Origin of the sequence: Polaribacter sp. Hel_I_88 (assembly GCF_000687935.1) — a bacterium.
Taxonomy (GTDB): Bacteria; Bacteroidota; Bacteroidia; order Flavobacteriales; family Flavobacteriaceae; genus Polaribacter.
Genome location: NZ_JHZZ01000001.1, coordinates 1967898 through 1988379, shown reverse-complemented (window position 1 = coordinate 1988379; position 20482 = coordinate 1967898). Strand labels below are relative to the sequence as shown.

Here is a 20482-nt window from a genome sequence, read left to right as displayed (position 1 = left end):
AATGTTCTAATAATTTTATTTTTTAAAATGAATAAAGTTAAGAACAAATAAAATTTACAAATTCTAAAAAAAGATGAACGAAGAAATTGAATTTATTTTAGATACAGCAAAAGAATCTATGCATAATGCCATTGAGCATTTAGAAAAAGAATTTCGCTCAATTAGAGCAGGAAAAGCATCTCCTGCAATGTTAAGTACTGTAATGGTAGATTATTATGGTTCGCAAACAAAATTGACTCAAGTTGCCAACGTAAACACTCCAGATCCAAGAACGTTAAGTATTCAACCTTGGGAAAAAAACATGTTACAACCAATTGAAAAAGCAATTCAACTTGCCAACCTTGGTTTAAACCCAATGAATAATGGTGATTTAATCATGATAAATGTACCACCTTTAACAGAAGAAAGAAGAATTGGTTTGGCTAAACAAGCAAAAGCAGAATCTGAAGATGCAAAAGTTGGGGTTAGAAATGCACGTAAAGATGCCAACAACGACATCAAAAAAACGGATATTTCTGACGATATGAAAAAAATTGCAGAAGATGATGTTCAAAAACTAACAGATACATATGTTAAAAAAATAGAAGATATTCTTGCTGTAAAAGAGAAAGAAATAATGACTGTTTAAAAAATCTTATTATATATTTAACAAAGAGTGTTGCAAAACACTCTTTGTTTGTTTTATACACTTCTACAATTTACCTACCTTTGTAGAAATATTTTTTTAAATGAATTTCTGGACAAAAGTTGCAAGTATTATTTTACGAAACCGATACTTGGTTTTAATAGGTATTGCAATCATTACTGGGCTATTAGCTTCACAAATGAAGTATATGCAGTTTTCATATACAGAAGCAAATCTTTTACCAGAAAACCACGAAGCAAACTTAGAATACAATAAATTTCTTGAAATTTTTGGAGAAGAAGGTAATCTTGTAATTCTTGGTATTAAAGATTCTACAGTTTTTACACCAAAAAAATTTAACGCTTGGAATAACTTAGTAAAACAATTTGACGATTTAGATGAAATTGATTTTACGATATCAATTGCCGATGTTCAAAAACTAAAAGCAGATAGAAATAAAAGAAAATTTGTTTTAGAACCATTATATTCTGAAAATCCTACAACATCCAAAGAAGTTAATGCTATAAAAAAAGAACTTTTTCAGAAACTGCCTTTTTACGATAATCTATTATTTAATAAAGAAACAGAAACCTTACAAACTGCTATTTACATCAAAAAAGAAATTATCAATACGCCTGTTCGTAGAGATTTTATTTTTGATAAATTAATTCCAATTATAGAAAAATTTGAAAAAGAAAACAATGTAGATATTCGAATCTCTGGAATGCCCTACATTAGAACTTTAAATGCACAAAACATTCAAGATGAAATATTACTCTTTGTTTTAGGCGCCTTGTTAATAACAGCTGTTATTTTCTTCTTCTTTTTTAGGTCTTACAGAGCTACATTTATTACACTATTAGTAGTAACTGTTGGTGTTATTTGGGCATTTGGTTTTATTGGATTATTCCGTTTTGAGATTACAGTTTTATCTGCCTTAATTCCCCCTTTAATTATTGTAATTGGTGTACCTAATGCTGTTTTTCTAATTAATAAATATCAACAAGAAATTAAAAAACATGGGCAACAAGCCAAAGCTTTACAACGTGTAATTGCAAAAGTTGGGAATGCCACTTTAATGACTAACATTACAACTGCCTCAGGTTTTGCAACGTTTGTATTTGTTAAAAGCGATTTATTACGTGAATTCGGAATTTTAGCTTCTGTAAATATTGTAAGTATATTTATTCTGGCTCTATTGATTATTCCTATCATTTATAGTTTTATGCCATTGCCTAAAAAGAAACATTTAAATCATTTAGAAAGAAAATGGATTGAAAATGTAGTAGATTGGATGGAAAGAATGGTAAGAAATCAAAGAATTACTATTTATTTTGCAACAGTAATTGTACTGGTTTTAAGCATTATTGGTGTCTATAAAATTAATGTTTCTGGAAGTTTAATTGAAGACATGCCTAAAAGCACAAGCTTTTACAAAGACATTAAGTTCTTTGAAAAAGAGTTTGGAGGTATTATGCCTTTAGAAATTTTAATTGATACAAAAAAAGATAAAGGTGTTATGAAATTATCCACTTTAAAAAAGATGGATAAAATTAATGAAGTTATAGAATCTTTTCCAGAATTGTCGAAACCAATCTCTGTAGTAAACTTAGTAAAATACTCAAAACAAGCCTACTATAAAGGGAATCCTAAATATTATCAACTACCCACAACACAAGAACAAAGCTACATTTTTGCTTATACCAAAAACACAAATAGCGATGCAGGAATGCTAAAAACATTTGTAGATTCTACAGGACGTTATGCAAGAATAACCACCTTTATGAAAGATATTGGTACAGATAAAATGGATGTTATTCAAGAACGCTTAAAAGCTGTTGTTAACAAAGAGTTTCCTGCAGATAAATTCACAGTTTCCATAACAGGAAAAGCATTAGTTTTTATAAAAGGAACAAATTATTTAATTACGAATTTAGTTTTTTCATTATCGTTAGCTATTGTTTTAATTGCACTTTTTATGGCTTGGATGTTTAGATCGCCTCAAATGATTGCAATTTCTTTACTACCAAATATTTTGCCTTTATTAATCACTGCAGGATTAATGGGCTTTTTTGATATTCCTATAAAACCATCTACAATTTTAGTTTTTAGTATTGCTTTTGGTATTTCTGTGGATGATACCATTCACTTTTTAGCAAAATACAGGCAGGAATTAATGGCAAATCAATGGAAAATAAAACCATCTGTGTATGCAGCTTTACGTGAAACTGGAGTTAGTATGTTTTATACTTCTATCGTATTGTTTTTTGGGTTTTTAGTATTTACGCTTTCTAGTTTTGGTGGCACAATTGCTTTAGGTGGTTTGGTTTCCATCACCTTATTATTAGCAATGGTTTCTAATTTATTGTTATTACCTTCTTTATTATTAACTTTCGAAAAGAAAATTGCAAATAAAGAAATGTTCAAAGAACCAAAGATTAAAATTATTCCTCCAAAAGAGGAAAATATAGAATAAAAAAAATCTCCATTAAAATAATTAATGGAGATCTCTTTTTCATAATCAAAAAAATCGGGGGATTAGTTATTAAGTCTTATAAACACAGCAACTTTTTAATAAAAAATTCTTATTCATAGCAACTTTTTTTTTAAGAATCTTCTTTTTCAATAGTTAATCAAATTTAAGGTGCTTTTTTGATGATGTCAACTGTGTTTTTTCGCAGTTTTTGATTATTTTCGTATAATGAGTAAAAATTTCGGAGAATTTACTAGAGTACGAGTATCAGATATTCCTTATGATTCTGAAGATTTAATATTTGAAGAATATAAAAGTAAAGTACAAAGTTTTATTGGACAAGCTGTATATATTTATTCTTTTGAAAAAAACAGAATGTTGTACGCTGCTGGCTGGGAAGATTTATTAGGGTACAAAAGTGAAGAAATTACCTTATTTAAAATTGTTAGCATCACCTCTAAAAGACACTTTAACTTCTCTAACGAACTAAATGACAAAGCACTACAATTTCTATTAGCTACTAAAAAAGATTTAGAAAAATATAGTTTTACAATCGAAGTTGAAAAAATTCATAAAAATGGCGATATCATTCCACTATTTTCTAGAGTGGGTGTTTTTAAATCTAAAGACGGTAACATTTTAGAAATTATAGGAATTTCAGAAAAAATACATTCTAGAAAGTTAGGTAATATTATGCAATATGCAGCTTTTGGACCAAAATTATCTAAGTTTGAAGAATCTTTAAATCAGCAATTATTTAACGAATTGGCAATTTCTAGAAAAGAAATAGAAGTTTTAGAATTGGCTGCAAGAGGTTTTACCTTTAAAGAAATTGCGTGTGAATTAAATGTGAGTCAATCTGCCATAGAAAAAAGAATATATCCTTTATATAAAAGATTTGATGTAAAAAGCTTGCCTCATTTAATAAGTTTTGCGCACGATAATCATATCTTATAAACTAATTGTAGTAATTTTTTCTTCTGGAATACCAATTTCTAAAAGCATATTTTTCCAAGAATCTTCATAATTTATTTTTAAAGGTTGCTTATTACCTAAAACCCAAATTATATTTTTATTCTTTAAAATATCTCTATTTGCTTTGTTAATTGGTTGTAAAGTATCAATAAAACTTAATAATATTTTAGGCGATATCAATTCATCTTGAATGGGTTCACTTGGATTTATATCATCAATCATTAAAAAATTGGTCGTTTTCCAATTCCATATTTCATGTTCTTCTAAAACGTCATTTTCATCATTAAAAAAATAATTAAACATTTTAAACGCATTTACATACAAACAACTGTTGTTTTTTATACTTAATTCATTTAAAATCCCTACTCCTAAACTTGTTTTTCCTGTACTTAAAGCTCCGTATATTAATAAATGATTTCCATCTTTTTTTGTTGATTTTTTAAATTGTTCAACCTTATTTTTGTTTTCAGCATCAATAGTAAAATCCCATTGACTTAAGCGAAATTGAAAAGGAAACCTCGCATAAAATTGGTACATTTTTGTGACAAACCAATATCTTGTAGCAAATAATAAATAGATGCCTAAACTTGATAAAACAATTAAAACTGTTTTATTATCTCCTTCTGTTATTAACAAACTAAACAAAAAAGCACCAAATGCAAAAAAACAGACATCTGTAAAAGTATCAAAAGCTAAATTATTCCATTTTGGTTTAAATTTATAAGTTGTTTTTTTTGGGATAAAAACCATATCAGATTTCGATTCGCTTTTACTTAATAAAGGGCCTAAAAAATTATACAACTCAAAAAGTAACCAAAAACCTGACACATATATTGAAGATTTTACAGCATCAAAATTCGAAAAATAAAAAAGTAAATAACTAGGAATAAAACCTAAGGAAATATGACCAAATTGATTTGCCAACCAAGCATATGTTAAAGTAATTCCTCTATGAGAATCTTTACCAATGGCATCATCTTTTAATTGCTTTAAAATTCTTTTGAAAGGAATCGTTTTTTTCATAACTGGTTTGTTTTGCTCAAAGATAATTTTTTTTTATCACCTTTAATTTAACGACAAATTAAGTTTGCTTTTTACTTCAAAAAAGTATCTTTACAACTCAGTAAGTTTTTTAAAGTAAATCAAAAAAATCAAGAAAAAATGACACAGAAAAATGTTGCAGAAATTTTAAAATCAGATTCGATTTTACAAGAAGTTCATATAAATGGCTGGGTAAGAACTTTTAGAAGTAATCGTTTTATAGCTATCAATGATGGTTCAACAATTAACAATATACAATGTGTTATCGATTTTGAAAATACTCCAGAAGATACTTTAAAAAGAATTACAACTGGTGCTGCTGTTTCAATAAAAGGAACTATTGTCGAGAGCCAAGGAAAAGGGCAATCTGTAGAAATTCAAGTTTCTAATATAGAAATTTTAGGAGATTCTAATGCAGATGAATATCCTATTCAGCCTAAAAAACATAGCTTTGAGTTTTTAAGGGAGAATGCACATTTACGTGTAAGAACAAATACGTTTAGTGCAGTTATGAGAGTTCGTTCTAAACTATCTTTTGCAGTCCATAAATATTTTCAAGAAAATGGTTTTAACTATGTAAACACACCAATTATTACGGGTTCTGATGCAGAAGGTGCTGGAGAAATGTTTAGAGTTACCAATTTTGAAGATAATAAAGCTCCTGAAACAGAAGATGGAAACATAGACTATTCTAAAGACTTTTTTGGTAAAGAGACTAATTTAACAGTTTCTGGACAATTAGAAGCTGAAACTTTTGCTATGGCTTTAGGTAAAGCCTATACTTTTGGACCAACTTTTAGAGCAGAAAACTCCAACACAACTCGTCATTTAGCAGAATTTTGGATGATTGAACCCGAAGTTGCTTTTATGGATTTAGATGGCAATATGGATTTGGCAGAAGATTTTATAAAATCGGTTTTAAAAGATGTTTTAGAAACCTGTAAAGATGATTTAGCATTTTTAGATCAGCGATTAACGCAAGAAGATAAAAGCAAACCACAAGCAGAAAGAAGTGAAATGAGTTTGTTAAACAAATTAAAATTTGTGGTTGACAACAACTTTAAACGTGTGTCTTATACAGAGGCTTTTGACATTTTAAGAAACTCAAAACCGAATAAAAAGAAGAAATTTCAATATCCTATTAATGAATGGGGAGCAGATTTACAGTCTGAGCACGAACGTTATTTAGTAGAAAAACATTTTAAATGTCCTGTTATTTTATTTGATTATCCTGCAAATATCAAAGCATTTTATATGCGTTTAAATGATGATGGAAAAACAGTAAGAGCTATGGATGTATTGTTTCCAGGAATTGGAGAAATGGTTGGTGGCTCACAAAGAGAAGAACGTTATGATGTTTTGGTTGATAAAATGAAAGCCTTAGATATTGATGAAAAAGAATTATGGTGGTATTTAGATTTGCGTAAATTCGGAACTGCTGTACATTCTGGTTTTGGTCTTGGTTTTGAAAGATTGGTGCAATTTACAACAGGAATGAGTAATATTAGAGACGTAATTCCTTTTCCAAGAACGCCACAAAATGCTGAATTTTAATAAGCCTATTTTAATCTTTCCAAAAGGAAGAAACTCTTATAAGGTAAATATTACATTAAATTTTGTATTTTTATAAAAATACATTTACAATGAATACATTAGATAATTTAAAAAATAATTTAATTGATAAAATTGCTGCAACTGAAAATGAAAAGTTGCTGAATGCTATAATTTCTATTTTTGAAGTATCTAAAGTAAATGAAAAAACATCTTTTTCTCTTGAACAACTAGAAATGTTAAAAATGAGTGAAGAAGATATAAAATATGGACGTTTATATTCTGAAGAAGAAGTAGATAAATTAGATGCTTCATGGATGAACTAACTATTGTTTGGACTCTAACAGCTTTAAAACAGAGGAATCAAGTTTTTAAGTATTGGAATTTAAGAAACAATAGTAATGCTTATTCTAAAAGATTAAATTTAAAAATTAAAGAAAAAACTACGTTATTAAAAGATTTTCCTGAAATGGGAAATCCAACAGAAAAACTAAATTTAAGAAAGATTAATCTTGAACATTATTCAATCTTTTATAAAGTTTTTTAATTATAAAATTATCATTGTTGCTTTTTGGGATAATAGACAAGATCCAAAAACACTTTTAAAGTTTTTAAAACAAAACTAAAAAATGCTAAAACAAAGTCTTAATTTTAAACTTTTACAGAAATTATCTCCACAACAAATACAGTTGATGAAGTTAATTCAATTGCCTACGCAAGCTTTTGAAGAACGTTTAAAGCAAGAAATTGAAGAGAATCCAGCCTTAGATACAGGCAAAGATGATGCAGATTCTATAGATGACGATTTATCAAACGAATATGATGATGCAGAAGATGGAAACGAAAAAATTGATGCTGAAGATATTAATATTGATGAATATTTAAGTGACGATGAAATTCCGAATTATAAAACGCAAGCCAATAATTATTCTGCAGACGATGAAGAAAAAAATGTGCCTTATGCAGCTGGAACAAGTTTTCATCAATCTTTAAAAAACCAATTAAATACGTATAACTTTACAGAAGAAGAACGTGCAATTGCAGAGTTTTTAGTGGGTAGTATTGATGATAGTGGTTATATAAGAAGAGAAATTATAGATCTAGTAGATGATTTAGCTTTTACAGCAAATGTTTTTACTACTGAAGAAAAAGTTGTTGCTGTTTTAAAAAGAGCAGTGCATACATTAGATCCTATTGGAGTTGGAGCCAGAGATTTAAGAGAGTGTTTAATTATTCAACTTAAAGCAAAAGAAAGTAATAAAATTAGAAGTTTAGCAATTGCTATTCTGGAAGATGCTTTCGATCATTTTGTAAAAAAACATTACAAAAAACTTCAAGAAAAATTCAACATTTCTGAAGATGAGTTGAAAGAAGTAAACTCAGAAATTTCTAGATTAAATCCTAAACCTGGCAGTTCTTATGCTGGTAATAACAAAATTGCTGAACAGATTGTTCCAGATTTTTCAATTAAAATTATAGATGGCGAACTAGATTTAACGCTAAACTCTAGAAATGCTCCTGAATTACATGTTTCAAGAGAGTATAATAATATGCTAAAAGGCTATCAAGAAGCAACTACAAAAAGTAAATCTCAAAAAGATGCAGTATTCTTTATCAAACAAAAACTAGATGCTGCTAAATGGTTTATTGATGCTATAAAACAACGTCAGGAAACACTTTTGGTAACTATGAATACAATAATGCATTATCAATATGATTATTTTTTAACAGGTGATGAACGCAAGTTAAGACCCATGATTTTAAAAGATATTGCAGATAAAATAAATATGGACGTTTCTACAGTTTCTAGAGTGGCAAATAGCAAATATGTATCTACACCTTATGGAACTAAATTAATTAAAGAATTCTTTTCTGAATCTATGAAAAATGATCAAGGAGAAGATGTATCTACCAAAGAAATTAAAAAAATTTTAGAAACTGTTATTAGTGAAGAAAATAAGAAGAAACCTTTAACGGACGAAAAATTATCTGTTATATTAAAAGAAAAAGGGTATCCGATTGCAAGAAGAACAATTGCTAAATATCGTGAACAGTTAGATTTACCTGTGGCTCGTTTACGAAAAGAAATATAGTGTCATTTTTCAAATACATATCTACCATTCTACATCCTATTGTTATTCCCACAATTGGTGTAATGCTATACTTTTTACTAATTCCTAGCAACTTAGTAAGTAAGCAAAAACTACTAGTTTTAAGTTTGGTTTTTATTGTAACCTACTTGATTCCGTTGTTATTAATAGTTCTTTTTAAGAAATTAAGGTTTATTAAAAGTTATAAAATAAAAGGTATTAAAGAAAGAAAATTACCTGTTGCCTTAATGGTTTTTCTATTTTATTTATTAGGAACTACAATTAGTAACGTGGTAAATTTAAGAGATTTAGGAATTCTTTTTTATGCAACATCCTTAGCATTATTCATTGTTTACCTACTCTTTTTTTTTAAGATAAAAACTAGTGTTCACCTACTGTCTTTAGGAATCTTTGCAGGCTTTTTTATTGTTTTAACAAATATACACTCGAAGTCGTTTACTATAGTAATAATGATTCTCTTTTTACTTGCAGGTGTTTTAGCCAGTGCAAGATTATCACTAAAAGCGCATTCATCAAAAGAAATTTACATAGGTTTTTTTATAGGATTACTATCACCTTCAATAATATATTATCTTTTATAAGATATAAAAAATAAATCCAAACTTTAAAATAGTAGTATTAATTTCCTCTCCATTTATAGTAGCATTTTTAAAAACAGGAGTTAAACCGTAAAATAAGTTGAGATTAAAAACGTCATAACCCACTGAAAGCGTTAAACCATATTGAAAGTTATTAAACGCACTTACGTTATTATAACTAAACTTAGTTCCATTCTCTTCAAATCTAAATGTATTAGATACATTGTATAAAAATTTAACACCTCCATATATCCGCCAAAAATCGTATTTTTTTGCAGTAGATGTCCTCCATCTAAACTCAATTGGAAACTCTAAATTATGTGAAGTAAAAATATTTGAAGCCAAATTAGATGCAGAATTAAAGCTTGTTCCCGAACTTAGTTCCTCTACTTTAAGCTCATGATTAAAAAAGTTAAATCCATAACCAACACCAGCTGCAAAAGAAATATTACCTCTTTTGTTTAAAATAACATCTTTCAAAAAACCCGCAGAAACTGCATAAGAAAAATTACTTCTACTTATTGCTGTAGGTTGATTATTAAATTGTGCATAAGAAACCGAAAAATATATTTGATCATCTGCATAACTATCTCCTAATTGTAAAGAATCTTTCTGAGCAGATAATTTACTTATAGTCATGATAAAAAAAACAATAAAAATTATATTCTTCATTATATAATTATTGAAATTAAATATAGACAATTTAGAAATAACATATTTAAATTTTATTATAAAAAAAAGGATAACTCTTTCGAATTATCCTTTTTATATAAAATACGTTATTTTTAATTTTTCGAATCAGGTGTAGAAGAATAGTTAATTTTAAGAGCATTTACATCTCTTAATTTTAATCTAATATCTATAATTGTACCTACATTAGATCTTTTGTCTGCCTTAATAGAAGTAGTCATAAAAGGAACTAATTTCTCAGCTATTTTATCTCTTTTTCCTAAAATAAAAGCTGGCACTTGATCTGCAGTAGATATTTTATCATTCAATTGAATTTTATTATAACCTGCTCCATCTCTATTAACATCTGTAGACTTACCAACATAGATTGTACTTACCAAACTTTTGTCTTCTAATTTTTTAATTTCAGTAGCACTAGGTAATACAGGATTTTCTATTCTTAAATCTGTCTCTCTCATAGTAGTTGTTACCATGAAGAAGAATAATAACATAAAAACGATATCTGGAAGTGATGCAGTATTTACTGCAGGCATTCCTTTTTTCTTCTTTCTAAATTTAGACATACTTTAAAATTTTATAATTAATTATGATGTTGGTTCCATATCAGAGATAATTTGAGGATATGCTTTTTTGATATCTTCCACTCTTCTCTGTAAAGTTTCAACCTGATCTGTTAAATCAGCATTATTCTTAGCATTATCGTAAGCTTCTTCTAATTCATCAAAAGACATATTATATCTTTGCTTAGATAATCTATTTCTTAGTTCTGAATAAGCTCTCAACAACTCATTTTGTACTCTAATATAAGTTCCATATTCGGTTCCTCTATCACTTTGTACAGAAATAATTGCTTTGTTAGGATGATCTGATGAGCTCTCAAGACCTTCACCTTGACAATAATCACATCTACTAGGAGGAGTTCCATCTTCACCTGGCGCTCCTACACCTCCACCATTATCGATAAACTTAAGAGCAGCATCTTTAAGGTCTTTTATTTCCATAGGTTCATTCTCTACAAGTAGATCATTATTTCTATTGATGCTAACCTCAAATATGTTTTTCTCTTTAACGATTGGTGGCACGTAATCTGGTGGTGGCTTTTCTGATAACTTTTTAGATACCCCTGAATCTACATTCATGGTAGTTGTTACTAAAAAGAAAATTAATAACAGAAAAGCAATGTCTGCCATAGAACCTGCGTTAATTTCTGGATTTTCTCTTCTTGCCATAATTTTATGATTTAACTAATCCTTTTAATAAATCTACGATAAAGAATATACCTGCTATACCACCTAAAATAAGGCTATACCAAATACCTGCTCCAACCCAACGATTTATTGCAGAACCTTCTTCACCTCCTCTTTCTATACCTCCAGCAGTATTGTAAACAACGTTGCTATCAGATAAGAAATAAGCGATTACAAGAAGTACTGCTAAAACAGCTATACCTCCAAAAGTCTTTTTTAGATTTTCTGGATTCCTTACCATGCTCCAAAAAGATAGAGCAATTGTTACTATTACTGCAATAATAAATAACCAAAAAGAAAAAGAAATTAATGGACTCACTACAGTATTCTGTAAATCATCTACATTATCAACTATTTCTTGAGAGTCTTCCATAAAAATCCTTATGAAAAGAATCCCGCCAATAATAGCTATTGCAGCAATTAAAAAATTTAAAATTTTATTACTTTTCATATTGAATATTATTTTTTATACTTAACTAATAAATCTATCAATGAGATAGAAGCATCTTCCATACTATTTACAATACTATCGATTTTTGCAACGATATAATTATAAAAGATTTGAAGAATAATTGCAACGATTAAACCGAATACAGTTGTTAATAAGGCTACTTTAATACCACCTGCAACTACTGCTGGAGAAATATCGTTTGCAACAGCAATATCATTAAATGCTCCAATCATACCAATTACAGTACCCATGAAACCAAGCATTGGCGCTAGTGCAATAAATAAAGAAATCCAAGAAACGTTTTTCTCTAATTGTCCCATTTGAACTCCTCCATAAGAAACAACCGCTTTTTCTGCTTCTTCAACTCCTTCATCAACTCTATCTAAACCTTGATAAAAAATTGAAGCAACTGGTCCTTTTGTATTTCTACAAACTTCTTTTGCAGCTTCTACTCCTCCTGAACTTAAAGCGTCATCTACATTAGCTAATAATTTTTTTGTATTTGTTGTTGCCATGTTCAAATAAATAATTCTTTCAATGGCAATAGCTAATCCTAAGATTAAAGCTACTAAAACAATTCCCATAAATTCTGGGCCACCATCAATAAAGTTTTGCTTTAAAATTTGGTGAAACGTTTGTGATTCTTCTGCTGCTCCTTCTTGAGCGAAAGTGGATTGTATAGCTCCAAAAAACATAAATCCTGTTACAGATAAGACATTTACTACTTTTTTCATCTTTGTTATAAATTAATTTTAATAGTTAACGGGTTAAAGATATAAATTTTCATCTCAAAAAAAGAAAAAATAGTAATTTTTGTGATTTTTTATAAAAACCACTTTCTTTTATTTTTAAGAGACTGCCAAGTAACAAAAAATGTTATGCATAAAAAAATATTTTTATGCTAATTCTTTCTTTTTATCACTTTTTTTAAAAAATTTTGGTGTTTGAATACTTTCTGCCTAAAGTTACGAACTAAAAACGTCTGAAATTTCTCCTCTTAAAGATTTTTCAAAATGATACGTAAACTCTTTTAAAGATAAGTTTTCATTCAATAAATACATCAATTTTGCAACAGCAGATTCTGTAGTAATATCATTTCCGCTAATTACTCCTATTTGTTTTAAGCCAATACTGGTTTCATAATGCCCTTGAGCAACTGCACCTCCTTTACATTGTGTAACATTTACAATTCTAATATTATTTAAAATTGCCTTTTTAAGTAATTCTAAAAACCAAGTTGTGTTCGGCGCATTTCCAGCACCATAACTTTCTAGTATAATCCCTTTTAAGTTTTTGATGTTTAAAATACTTTCTACAACTTCTTTTGTAATTCCTGGAAATAGTTTCAGAATAGCAATATCATTCACTAACTTTTTTCTAATTACTAATTGTTTTTCTGCACTTTTTGGATGGTACATATAATGTTTGTTAAAATTAAGATGTACACCACTTTCTGCCAAAGGCGGATAATTCATAGATGTAAATGCTTCAAATTGTTCTGCATTTATTTTTGTGGTTCTATTGGCTCTGTATAATTTATATTCAAAATACAAGCAAACTTCTGACACAATAGGTTTATCATCTTTTCTTGCACAAGCAATTTCTATAGATGTAATTAAATTTTCTTTTGCATCGGTTCTTAAATCTCCTATTGGTAATTGAGAACCTGTAAAAATAATTGGCTTCTGTAAGTTTTCGAACATAAAACTAATGGCTGATGAAATAAATGACATGGTATCTGAACCTGTTAACACTACAAAACCATCAAACTCTTCATAATTACTTTCTATTGTCTCTGCAATTTCCACGTAAAAAGAAGTATTCATGTTTGATGAATCAATTGGTTCCTCAAAAGAAATTGTTTTAATGGTACAATTTAACTGTTCTAACTCAGGAATATTTTTGGTTATTTGATTAAAGTCGAAAGCTTTTAAAGCGTTTGTTTTATAGTCTTTAATCATTCCTATTGTACCTCCTGTGTACACAATTAAAATGTTAGGTTTTCTTGACATTATGGCATTTATTCTTAAATAATTATTAAATTCCTACTATTTATGTATGCCAATAATCAATATTTATCAGCAAAAAATAAATTGGAATACTTTATGTTGTAAATTTATCAAACAAATATGATATACAATTTTTAAAAGACAATAAATTATGATAGGATTCTATATATTAATAGGTGCAATTTCCTTAATTAGCTGGTTAGTGAGTAATCAACTAAAGAAAAAATTTAAACAATACTCTCAAGTACAATTAAGAAATGGCATGAGTGGAGCAGAAATTGCCACAAAAATGCTTGCTGATAATGGTATTTTTGATGTAAAAGTAATATCGACTCCTGGTAGATTAACAGATCATTACAATCCACAAGATAAAACCGTGAATTTAAGTGAAGCTGTTTATAACCAAAGAAATGCAGCTGCAGCTGCTGTTGCTGCTCATGAGGTTGGGCATGCTGTACAACATGCAACTGCTTACGATTGGTTAACAATGCGTTCTAAATTAGTGCCTGTTGTGAGTGTTACATCAAAATTTTCTCAATGGTTAGTAATTGGAGGAATCATTTTAGGTGCAGCTTCTGGTGCTACAGGAATTGGATTTTACATTGCTGTAACAGGTTTAGTTTTTATGGGTTTTGCAACGCTTTTCAGCTTTATAACTTTACCTGTAGAATATGATGCAAGTAACAGAGCTTTAGCTTGGCTAAAAAATAAAAATATGGTTTCTCAAGAAGAACTTGCTGGTTCTACAGATGCCTTAAAATGGGCAGCAAGAACGTATTTAGTAGCAGCTTTAGGTTCTTTAGCAATGCTTTTATATTGGGGGTTACAAATTTTAGGAGGAAGAGATTAAGCATCATAGACATTTTTTTATGCTCTATTGCCATAAACTTTACTTAAAACACTCTAAAATGCTTCGAATTTTTCGAAGCATTTTTTTTTGCAGGAAACCTTTTGTTGATTTTAGGCGTCTTAACTTTTATGGAAAAGAAATTCTGATTGAACCGAAATTTAACCCACTTCATCAGATTTTGATATTTCTTTTGTAACAAAATTGGCACTTTTACAGTGTTAATTGAGATCCCTTAAATGGAATGACAATTTCAAATGAAACATCAACATAAAAAATGTTGATGAGTAATTTTTTTTTAAAATCAACCAAATGAAACTTTTTACAACGAGTGTTTTTATTTTTTTCTTCGGAATTTCAACAACCTTTTCTCAACATACTATTTCAGGTAAAATTGTTGATGAACAAAATAGCCCACTTCCTTTTACAAATATTATTTTGTATAAAATTAGTGAAGAACCAACTCCAAAAGGAACTGTTTCTAATGATAAAGGAGCATTTAATTTTGATAATTTATCATCAGGAAACTACAAAATACAGTTTTCGATGTTGGGTTTTAAAACTCAAAATATCGATGAATTTACTTTAGATGAAAACAAAACGTTTAACATCACTCTAAAAGAAGAAAGTCAAACGTTAAACGAGATTGTTGTAAAAAGCAAACGTCCAATTATTAGGCAAACTGCAGAAAAGCTAATTGTAGATTTAGAAAATTCAGAAATGATCAACACAAATCTACAAGATGTGATGCGAAAAGTTCCTGGAGTTTTGGTTACAAACAACGGAATTTCAATTGCAGGAAATAGAGGTGTTCGAATTCTTATCAACGGAAAAACTACAGAATATATGGATGTGGATACACTTTTAAGAGATTTCCCAGCAGATAATATTGCGAAAATTGAAGTTGTAGAACAACCTGGAGCAGAATATGAGGCTTCTGGTTCTGGAGCAATCATCAACATAATCTTAAAGAAAAACGTAAAATTAGGCACGCATGGAAGTGCAAATACTTGGGTTGGAGAAGATCAAGGATTTGAATGGGGCTCAGGATTTTCAATCGCTAGTTATAAGAATAAATTGAATTGGCAAACAAGTATTGGCTATTCTCAACCTACTTTTAGAGAAGATTTATTTTTAGTAAGAACTGTTGGTAACGAAACTTATGACCAAGTTACCAAAGAACCTTATGATCCTGATAATTTTAGAATTAGTGGTAGTATGGATTATTATTTAAATGATAAAAATTCAATCGGAATTGGTGCAAGTTTAAACACTAGAAACTCCACAAGAATTGCTAGTAGTAAAACCATTATTTCTGATGAAAACACAATAAACACATTATTTTCTGAAAATAGTTTTGATAGAAAAAGAAACAACTATAGCATCAATCCTTATTACGAATACAAATCTGAAACTGATCGTTTATTAATCGATTTTAATTATATCGATTTTGTAAGCGACAACACCAACACATTGTATGATGTTGCTGGAAGTACAATTCCTTTTACTGACAGAAAATACATTCAAGATGGAACGTATAAAATAAAAACGTATAGTTTAGATTATACAAAAACAATTTCCGACAACTTTAAAGTAAGCGCTGGTTCACGTTTTGCAGATGTTGCTACCAACAACGATTTACAGTCTTTAATCGATGAAAATGGGAGTTTTAATGTATTAGAAGAAGAAAGCAGTCAGTTTTTAATAGACGAAACCATTTTTGCACTTTATTCGAAACTGAATGCAACTGCTGGGAAATGGTCTTTTTCTGGAGGTTTGCGTTATGAAGATAGCAACACAGATGGAACATCCATATTTATGGAAAATGGAAGTTTAAAAACTGAAATTTTAAAAAGACCAATTCAGAAAGTATTCCCAAGTGCGTCTATCAGCAGAAAAATGACAGATGTTTTAGGCGCAAGTTTATCTTATAGTTATAGAATTCAAAGACCCTCATACAGTAGCTTAAATGCGTTTCAAACATTTTTAGATCCGTTTTCTGCAAGTCAAGGAAACCAAAGACTAACACCTTCTTACACCAATAATTATCAATTTAATTTAACGTATGAAGGGCAACCATTTTTCACAATTGGGTATAGTAAAACAGATGATACTATTTTCGATTTGATTAAACAAGACAACCAAACTGCACAAATTAGGCAACAAGTTGTAAATGTAGAAAATAATGAAAATTGGAATTTTAGATTATTTGCGCCAGTAGATTTTACGGATGGTTTGGAAGGTTATACAGGAATCATCGTAACAAATACAGATTATCAATCATCAACTTTTGGCATCGATTTAAACAAATGGAACTTAATTTGGTTTTTACAAGCAAGCTACGAATTGCCTTGGGATATTAATTTTGAATTGAGTGGAAATTATGGAACTGGGGCTTTAGAGGATCAAATTGAAGTAGATTGGTTTGCAGAACTGGATTTTTCTTTCGGTAAAACTTTTTTGGATGATACATTAAAAGCTAATCTTGGTTTTAACAAAATGCTAAACAGAGGTTTTGTAGGTACTATTGATTATGGAAATGGAGCTGCTGCAGTTGAAAGTAATGGTTCTAGACAAAACATTCAGTTTCGTTTAACGTATAGTTTTGGAGATCGATTTGGAAAGAAAAAATCTAACAGAAATACAAATAGAGATGAACAAGATAGAATAAATGATGATAGTTAGGAGTTGGGTGTTAAAAAATGGAAAATAAATAATCTTTAAGTTTGTAAAAATGTTTTATGTAATCTTAACAGGTTTATTTATGACTACTGATTAAAAAATCAAATTATGAATACGAAATTAAATAAATCTGATTGGATAATTCTTGCCATTGTTTTTGGAACTACTATTATTTTAGGATGTTTTGATTACTATAGAGAAAATAATAAATTAATCGAATATATAATCGATTTTCCTGCAAGTACAATTTTGTCAATTATTGTTATTTTAATCTTTATTCAAAAAATTGTGCCCGCTTTTTTAGTAAAAAGAAAAAACTACTTTTTATTCTTTATAGCTAGTTTATTGCTCTTAACTTTAGTTGGAACTTTAGATAATGTAATTGGTAGATATAGTGCAGGAGGCAATTTAAGCAGTATTAAAAACACACTTTCTTACTTAAATGATGGCTTGTACAATGCTGTTGATATGATTGGACTTCCACTTGGAATTCTATTAATCAAAAAATTTTATGAAGGGCAGCAAGAATTGTTAGAAACTCAAAAACAGCAAAAAGAGAACGAACTTAAATTATTACGTTCTCAAATAAATCCTCATTTTTTATTCAATAATTTAAATACATTAGATAGTTTAATTGACAGCAATCCCACAAAAGCAAAAGAATATATTAATAAATTGTCTTTAATTTATAGGTATTTAATCAAAACAAAAGACGCAGAAGTTATGGAACTTGCCAGCGAAATTGAATTCGCTGAAAATTATATTTTTTTGATAAAAACCAGATTTGGTAATGATTATGAATTTGTTATCGAAAAAAATATTTCTTTGGTTGATAAATTTATACCCACAGGTGCTTTGCAAAGTTTGTTAGAAAATGTGGTAAAACACAATAAATCTGATGGAAAGAACATCATAAAAACTTCTATTTTAATCAATGAAGGTTGGTTAATTATTACAAACTCAAAAGCTACTTTACAATCTAAAGAAGAATCTTTTGGAACTGGTTTAAACAATTTGAGAGCTCGTTACAAATTGTTATCAAATGAAAAAATTCAAGTGCACAATATGGACAAAAAATTTGAAGTTTTTATTCCAATCATAAAATTACAAGGCTAACAAGGGGTTTCAACCCCTTGCAAAAAGAAAAATAAAATGAATATTTTAATTTTAGAAGACGAAATACCTGCATATCAAAAACTCATAAAATGTTTAGATACTTTTTACGATATAAAAATTTCTCATTCTTGGGGAAGAAGTATTGCTGATGGAGAAAAATTATTGCAAGAAGATTCTTTTGATTTTATTCTTTCTGACATTCAGTTATTAGATGGTATTTCTTTTGATTTATTCAACAAGATAAAAACTGACACTCCTATTATTTTTTGCTCTGCTCATGATGAATTTTTATTTCAAGCATTTAACACCAATGGAATTGCCTATATCTTAAAACCTTATTCTCAAGACGATTTTGATAAAGCAATTTATAAATATCAATCTTTATTTAATAAAGGTGATTACAATCCGTTAAATACTACTACAATTGATGCTTTAAAAACGGCTTTACAAAACGAATACACCACCTATAAAAAACGATTTGTCATTAAAAAAAATTCCGGAATTCAACTATTAAATGCAACAGATATTGGGTTAATTTCTGCCTCTGGAGATTTTTGTTTGGTGATCGATAATCTTGGAAAACGACATACAATTTCTCAAAATTTAGGCAGTATTTACGAGCAACTCAATCCAAAGAAATTCTTTAAAATTAATAGAAGTGAAATCGTGAACATCGATTTTATAGAAAAAATAGAAAGTCATTTTAAAAACAGATTATTGATTTCTATCAAAAATTACAAAGAAAAAGTAATGACGAGTTCTTCTACAACTGCTGATTTCAGGAAATGGTTGGAAAATTAAACCAATCCATTATTTATAATTAATTAGAGATTTCATTAAATAAAATATACGTCAAATGACGTATTTCATTTAATTATCAAACTTGATAATATTGTATTATAATTTTAAATTATTTTACAAATGAAAAAAATACTATATCTAAAAATTGCCTTGTTTTTGTATTTATTAATTTCAAATACAGCAATAGTTAGTCAAGAACTTGGCGATTTTAAACCTAAAGAAGAAACTTTTGGGTTAAACAAATTAAAAAAGAAATCAAAAAAAATTTACATCTCTAATTTTTCGGTAAACTTTCAATTATATAATGAAAAACAAAAAAAGAATTCTGGTGGAAGTTTGTTTAGAGATAAAGGCGTAAGAGGTGATGCAACTGCAGAATTAATGGTAGGTCTTGGAAATGTTAACGAAAACAATTTTCAAACAATAACAAATACTTTATATGATGATTTTATAACCAAATTAACAGCGAATGGATTTGAAATTATTACTGCAGATGTTGCTGGCAAAACAGAAACGTATGAAGGTTGGACCAAAGCTAGTGGACCAATTATAGTAACGCCACCAGACAAACCAGGTTTAATTTCTGCAACTCCTGCAGGTTTTGATTTTTATTATTTAGAAAAAACCAAAGTAGGGAAATTAATTTCTGAAAAACTTGCTGGCTTGGATAAAACACCACAAAATTTATCTAAAGACATGGATGATGCTGTAGTTGTAGCTGTAGATTTGTATGTGTTTTTTATGAAAGATGCATATGCGTTTCAAGGAACAGCAGCAAACATTAAAATTAAAACACAATTAAGCTTGGTGGCAAATGAAGCAATTTCTGCAAAAAGTAACGATAAAAGTTTATTTTTCAGAAAAAAAGTAGAATATGTTACAGGAGCAAATAGTATTTCTTTTGTTTGTGGAAAATATAAGATTGGTGGAAGTGCAGAGTCAGTTTATACTGGCGTTTTGAAAAAAGATTTTACTATAGAAAATGTAATTGATAAAAAAGTAATACAAAGTTATACTAAAAGTGATGTAGATTTTATTGGAACTGACACTTATTTTGGAAAACTATACGAAGCCGATAATAAAACATCATCAAAAACTACTGTAATACCAGTAGATCCTAAAAAATATAATGAAGGAATTATAAAAGCTGGGAATGTATTTTTAGAACACCACTTAAATGCTTTTACTGCTGAATTTAAATAACAGGATTAAAAACAAAAGTTTAAAATAATCACGATTTTTATTAGCATACTTACTATAAGTCTCAACAATTTTAACAACTGTA

Annotated in this window: 20 protein-coding genes; 13 read left to right on the top strand and 7 right to left on the bottom strand. The window is 28.7% G+C overall.

Going from position 1 to position 20482, the window contains the following annotated elements:
• The first annotated feature begins 73 nt into the window (after positions 1–73).
• The 3 genes from frr to P161_RS0108915 all read left to right on the top strand — a co-directional run bounded on the left by frr (position 74) and on the right by P161_RS0108915 (position 4055).
• Positions 74–628, top strand: coding sequence for a ribosome recycling factor (gene frr, locus P161_RS0108925; protein ID WP_026776666.1), 555 nt, complete (start codon positions 74–76; stop codon positions 626–628).
• A 100-nt stretch (positions 629–728) separates the two neighbouring features.
• Positions 729–3101 carry an RND family transporter gene (locus tag P161_RS0108920; RefSeq protein WP_026776665.1) on the top strand — a complete coding sequence of 791 codons (2373 nt, stop codon included), beginning with the start codon at positions 729–731 and terminating at the stop codon, positions 3099–3101.
• Between the two features lie 225 nt (positions 3102–3326).
• Complete coding sequence (locus P161_RS0108915; protein WP_026776664.1) at positions 3327–4055, top strand: LuxR C-terminal-related transcriptional regulator; 729 nt, start codon at positions 3327–3329, stop codon at positions 4053–4055.
• On the opposite strand, the gene P161_RS0108910 is transcribed toward P161_RS0108915, so the two are convergent.
• Positions 4050–5096: an ATP-binding protein gene (locus tag P161_RS0108910; protein ID WP_026776663.1), complete on the bottom strand. Its 1047-nt coding sequence runs from the start codon at positions 5094–5096 to the stop codon at positions 4050–4052. The two genes, P161_RS0108915 and P161_RS0108910, sit on opposite strands and share 6 nt — an antisense overlap.
• Positions 5097–5234: 138 nt before the next feature.
• Here P161_RS0108910 and asnS point away from each other — a divergent pair, with 138 nt between their 5' ends.
• The 5 genes from asnS to P161_RS0108885 all read left to right on the top strand — a co-directional run bounded on the left by asnS (position 5235) and on the right by P161_RS0108885 (position 9357).
• On the top strand, positions 5235–6668 hold the full coding sequence (gene asnS / locus P161_RS0108905) for an asparagine--tRNA ligase (RefSeq protein ID WP_026776662.1): 1434 nt from the start codon (positions 5235–5237) through the stop codon (positions 6666–6668).
• A gap of 89 nt (positions 6669–6757) precedes the next feature.
• Positions 6758–6991 carry a hypothetical protein gene (locus tag P161_RS0108900; protein ID WP_026776661.1) on the top strand — a complete coding sequence of 78 codons (234 nt, stop codon included), beginning with the start codon at positions 6758–6760 and terminating at the stop codon, positions 6989–6991.
• Positions 6979–7212, top strand: coding sequence for a type II toxin-antitoxin system RelE/ParE family toxin (locus tag P161_RS18300; protein ID WP_051605706.1), 234 nt, complete (start codon positions 6979–6981; stop codon positions 7210–7212). Before P161_RS0108900 ends, P161_RS18300 begins: the two co-directional genes overlap by 13 nt.
• Before the next feature lie 82 nt (positions 7213–7294).
• Positions 7295–8758, top strand: coding sequence for an RNA polymerase factor sigma-54 (rpoN, locus tag P161_RS0108890; RefSeq protein ID WP_026776660.1), 1464 nt, complete (start codon positions 7295–7297; stop codon positions 8756–8758).
• Positions 8758–9357 (top strand): hypothetical protein, encoded by a 600-nt coding sequence (locus P161_RS0108885; protein ID WP_026776659.1) that lies wholly within the window; start codon positions 8758–8760, stop codon positions 9355–9357. The genes rpoN and P161_RS0108885 overlap by 1 nt, the downstream gene beginning before the upstream one ends.
• Here P161_RS0108885 and P161_RS0108880 read toward each other — a convergent pair.
• The 6 genes from P161_RS0108880 to P161_RS0108855 all read right to left on the bottom strand — a co-directional run bounded on the left by P161_RS0108880 (position 9352) and on the right by P161_RS0108855 (position 13754).
• The gene (locus P161_RS0108880) at positions 9352–10026 is read right to left on the bottom strand and encodes a porin family protein (RefSeq protein ID WP_026776658.1); all 675 of its coding nucleotides are present in this window, start codon (positions 10024–10026) and stop codon (positions 9352–9354) included. The two genes, P161_RS0108885 and P161_RS0108880, sit on opposite strands and share 6 nt — an antisense overlap.
• Positions 10027–10139: 113 nt before the next feature.
• Positions 10140–10607, bottom strand: coding sequence for a biopolymer transporter ExbD (locus P161_RS0108875; RefSeq protein ID WP_026776657.1), 468 nt, complete (start codon positions 10605–10607; stop codon positions 10140–10142).
• Between the two features lie 21 nt (positions 10608–10628).
• A complete protein-coding gene (locus P161_RS0108870; RefSeq protein WP_026776656.1) occupies positions 10629–11273 on the bottom strand; it encodes a biopolymer transporter ExbD in 645 nt (214 codons plus the stop codon).
• A 4-nt stretch (positions 11274–11277) separates the two neighbouring features.
• Positions 11278–11664, bottom strand: coding sequence for a hypothetical protein (locus tag P161_RS0108865; RefSeq protein WP_231494721.1), 387 nt, complete (start codon positions 11662–11664; stop codon positions 11278–11280).
• 86 nt (positions 11665–11750) lie between these two features.
• Positions 11751–12476, bottom strand: a complete 726-nt coding sequence (locus P161_RS0108860) for a MotA/TolQ/ExbB proton channel family protein (RefSeq protein WP_026776654.1) — start codon at positions 12474–12476, stop codon at positions 11751–11753.
• A gap of 231 nt (positions 12477–12707) precedes the next feature.
• Positions 12708–13754, bottom strand: a complete 1047-nt coding sequence (locus P161_RS0108855) for an asparaginase (RefSeq protein ID WP_026776653.1) — start codon at positions 13752–13754, stop codon at positions 12708–12710.
• A 148-nt stretch (positions 13755–13902) separates the two neighbouring features.
• Between P161_RS0108855 and P161_RS0108850 the strand changes: the two genes are divergently transcribed.
• From P161_RS0108850 to P161_RS0108830, 5 genes are all read left to right on the top strand, one after another.
• Positions 13903–14601: a zinc metallopeptidase gene (locus tag P161_RS0108850; RefSeq protein WP_026776652.1), complete on the top strand. Its 699-nt coding sequence runs from the start codon at positions 13903–13905 to the stop codon at positions 14599–14601.
• A gap of 309 nt (positions 14602–14910) precedes the next feature.
• Positions 14911–17283 (top strand): outer membrane beta-barrel protein, encoded by a 2373-nt coding sequence (locus tag P161_RS0108845; protein ID WP_026776651.1) that lies wholly within the window; start codon positions 14911–14913, stop codon positions 17281–17283.
• A 105-nt stretch (positions 17284–17388) separates the two neighbouring features.
• Entirely contained in the window at positions 17389–18396 is a 1008-nt protein-coding gene (locus P161_RS0108840; RefSeq protein WP_026776650.1) for a sensor histidine kinase, read from the top strand.
• A gap of 36 nt (positions 18397–18432) precedes the next feature.
• Entirely contained in the window at positions 18433–19197 is a 765-nt protein-coding gene (locus tag P161_RS0108835; protein WP_026776649.1) for a LytTR family DNA-binding domain-containing protein, read from the top strand.
• Between the two features lie 120 nt (positions 19198–19317).
• Positions 19318–20400, top strand: coding sequence for a hypothetical protein (locus P161_RS0108830; RefSeq protein WP_026776648.1), 1083 nt, complete (start codon positions 19318–19320; stop codon positions 20398–20400).
• The last annotated feature ends 82 nt before the right edge of the window (positions 20401–20482 follow it).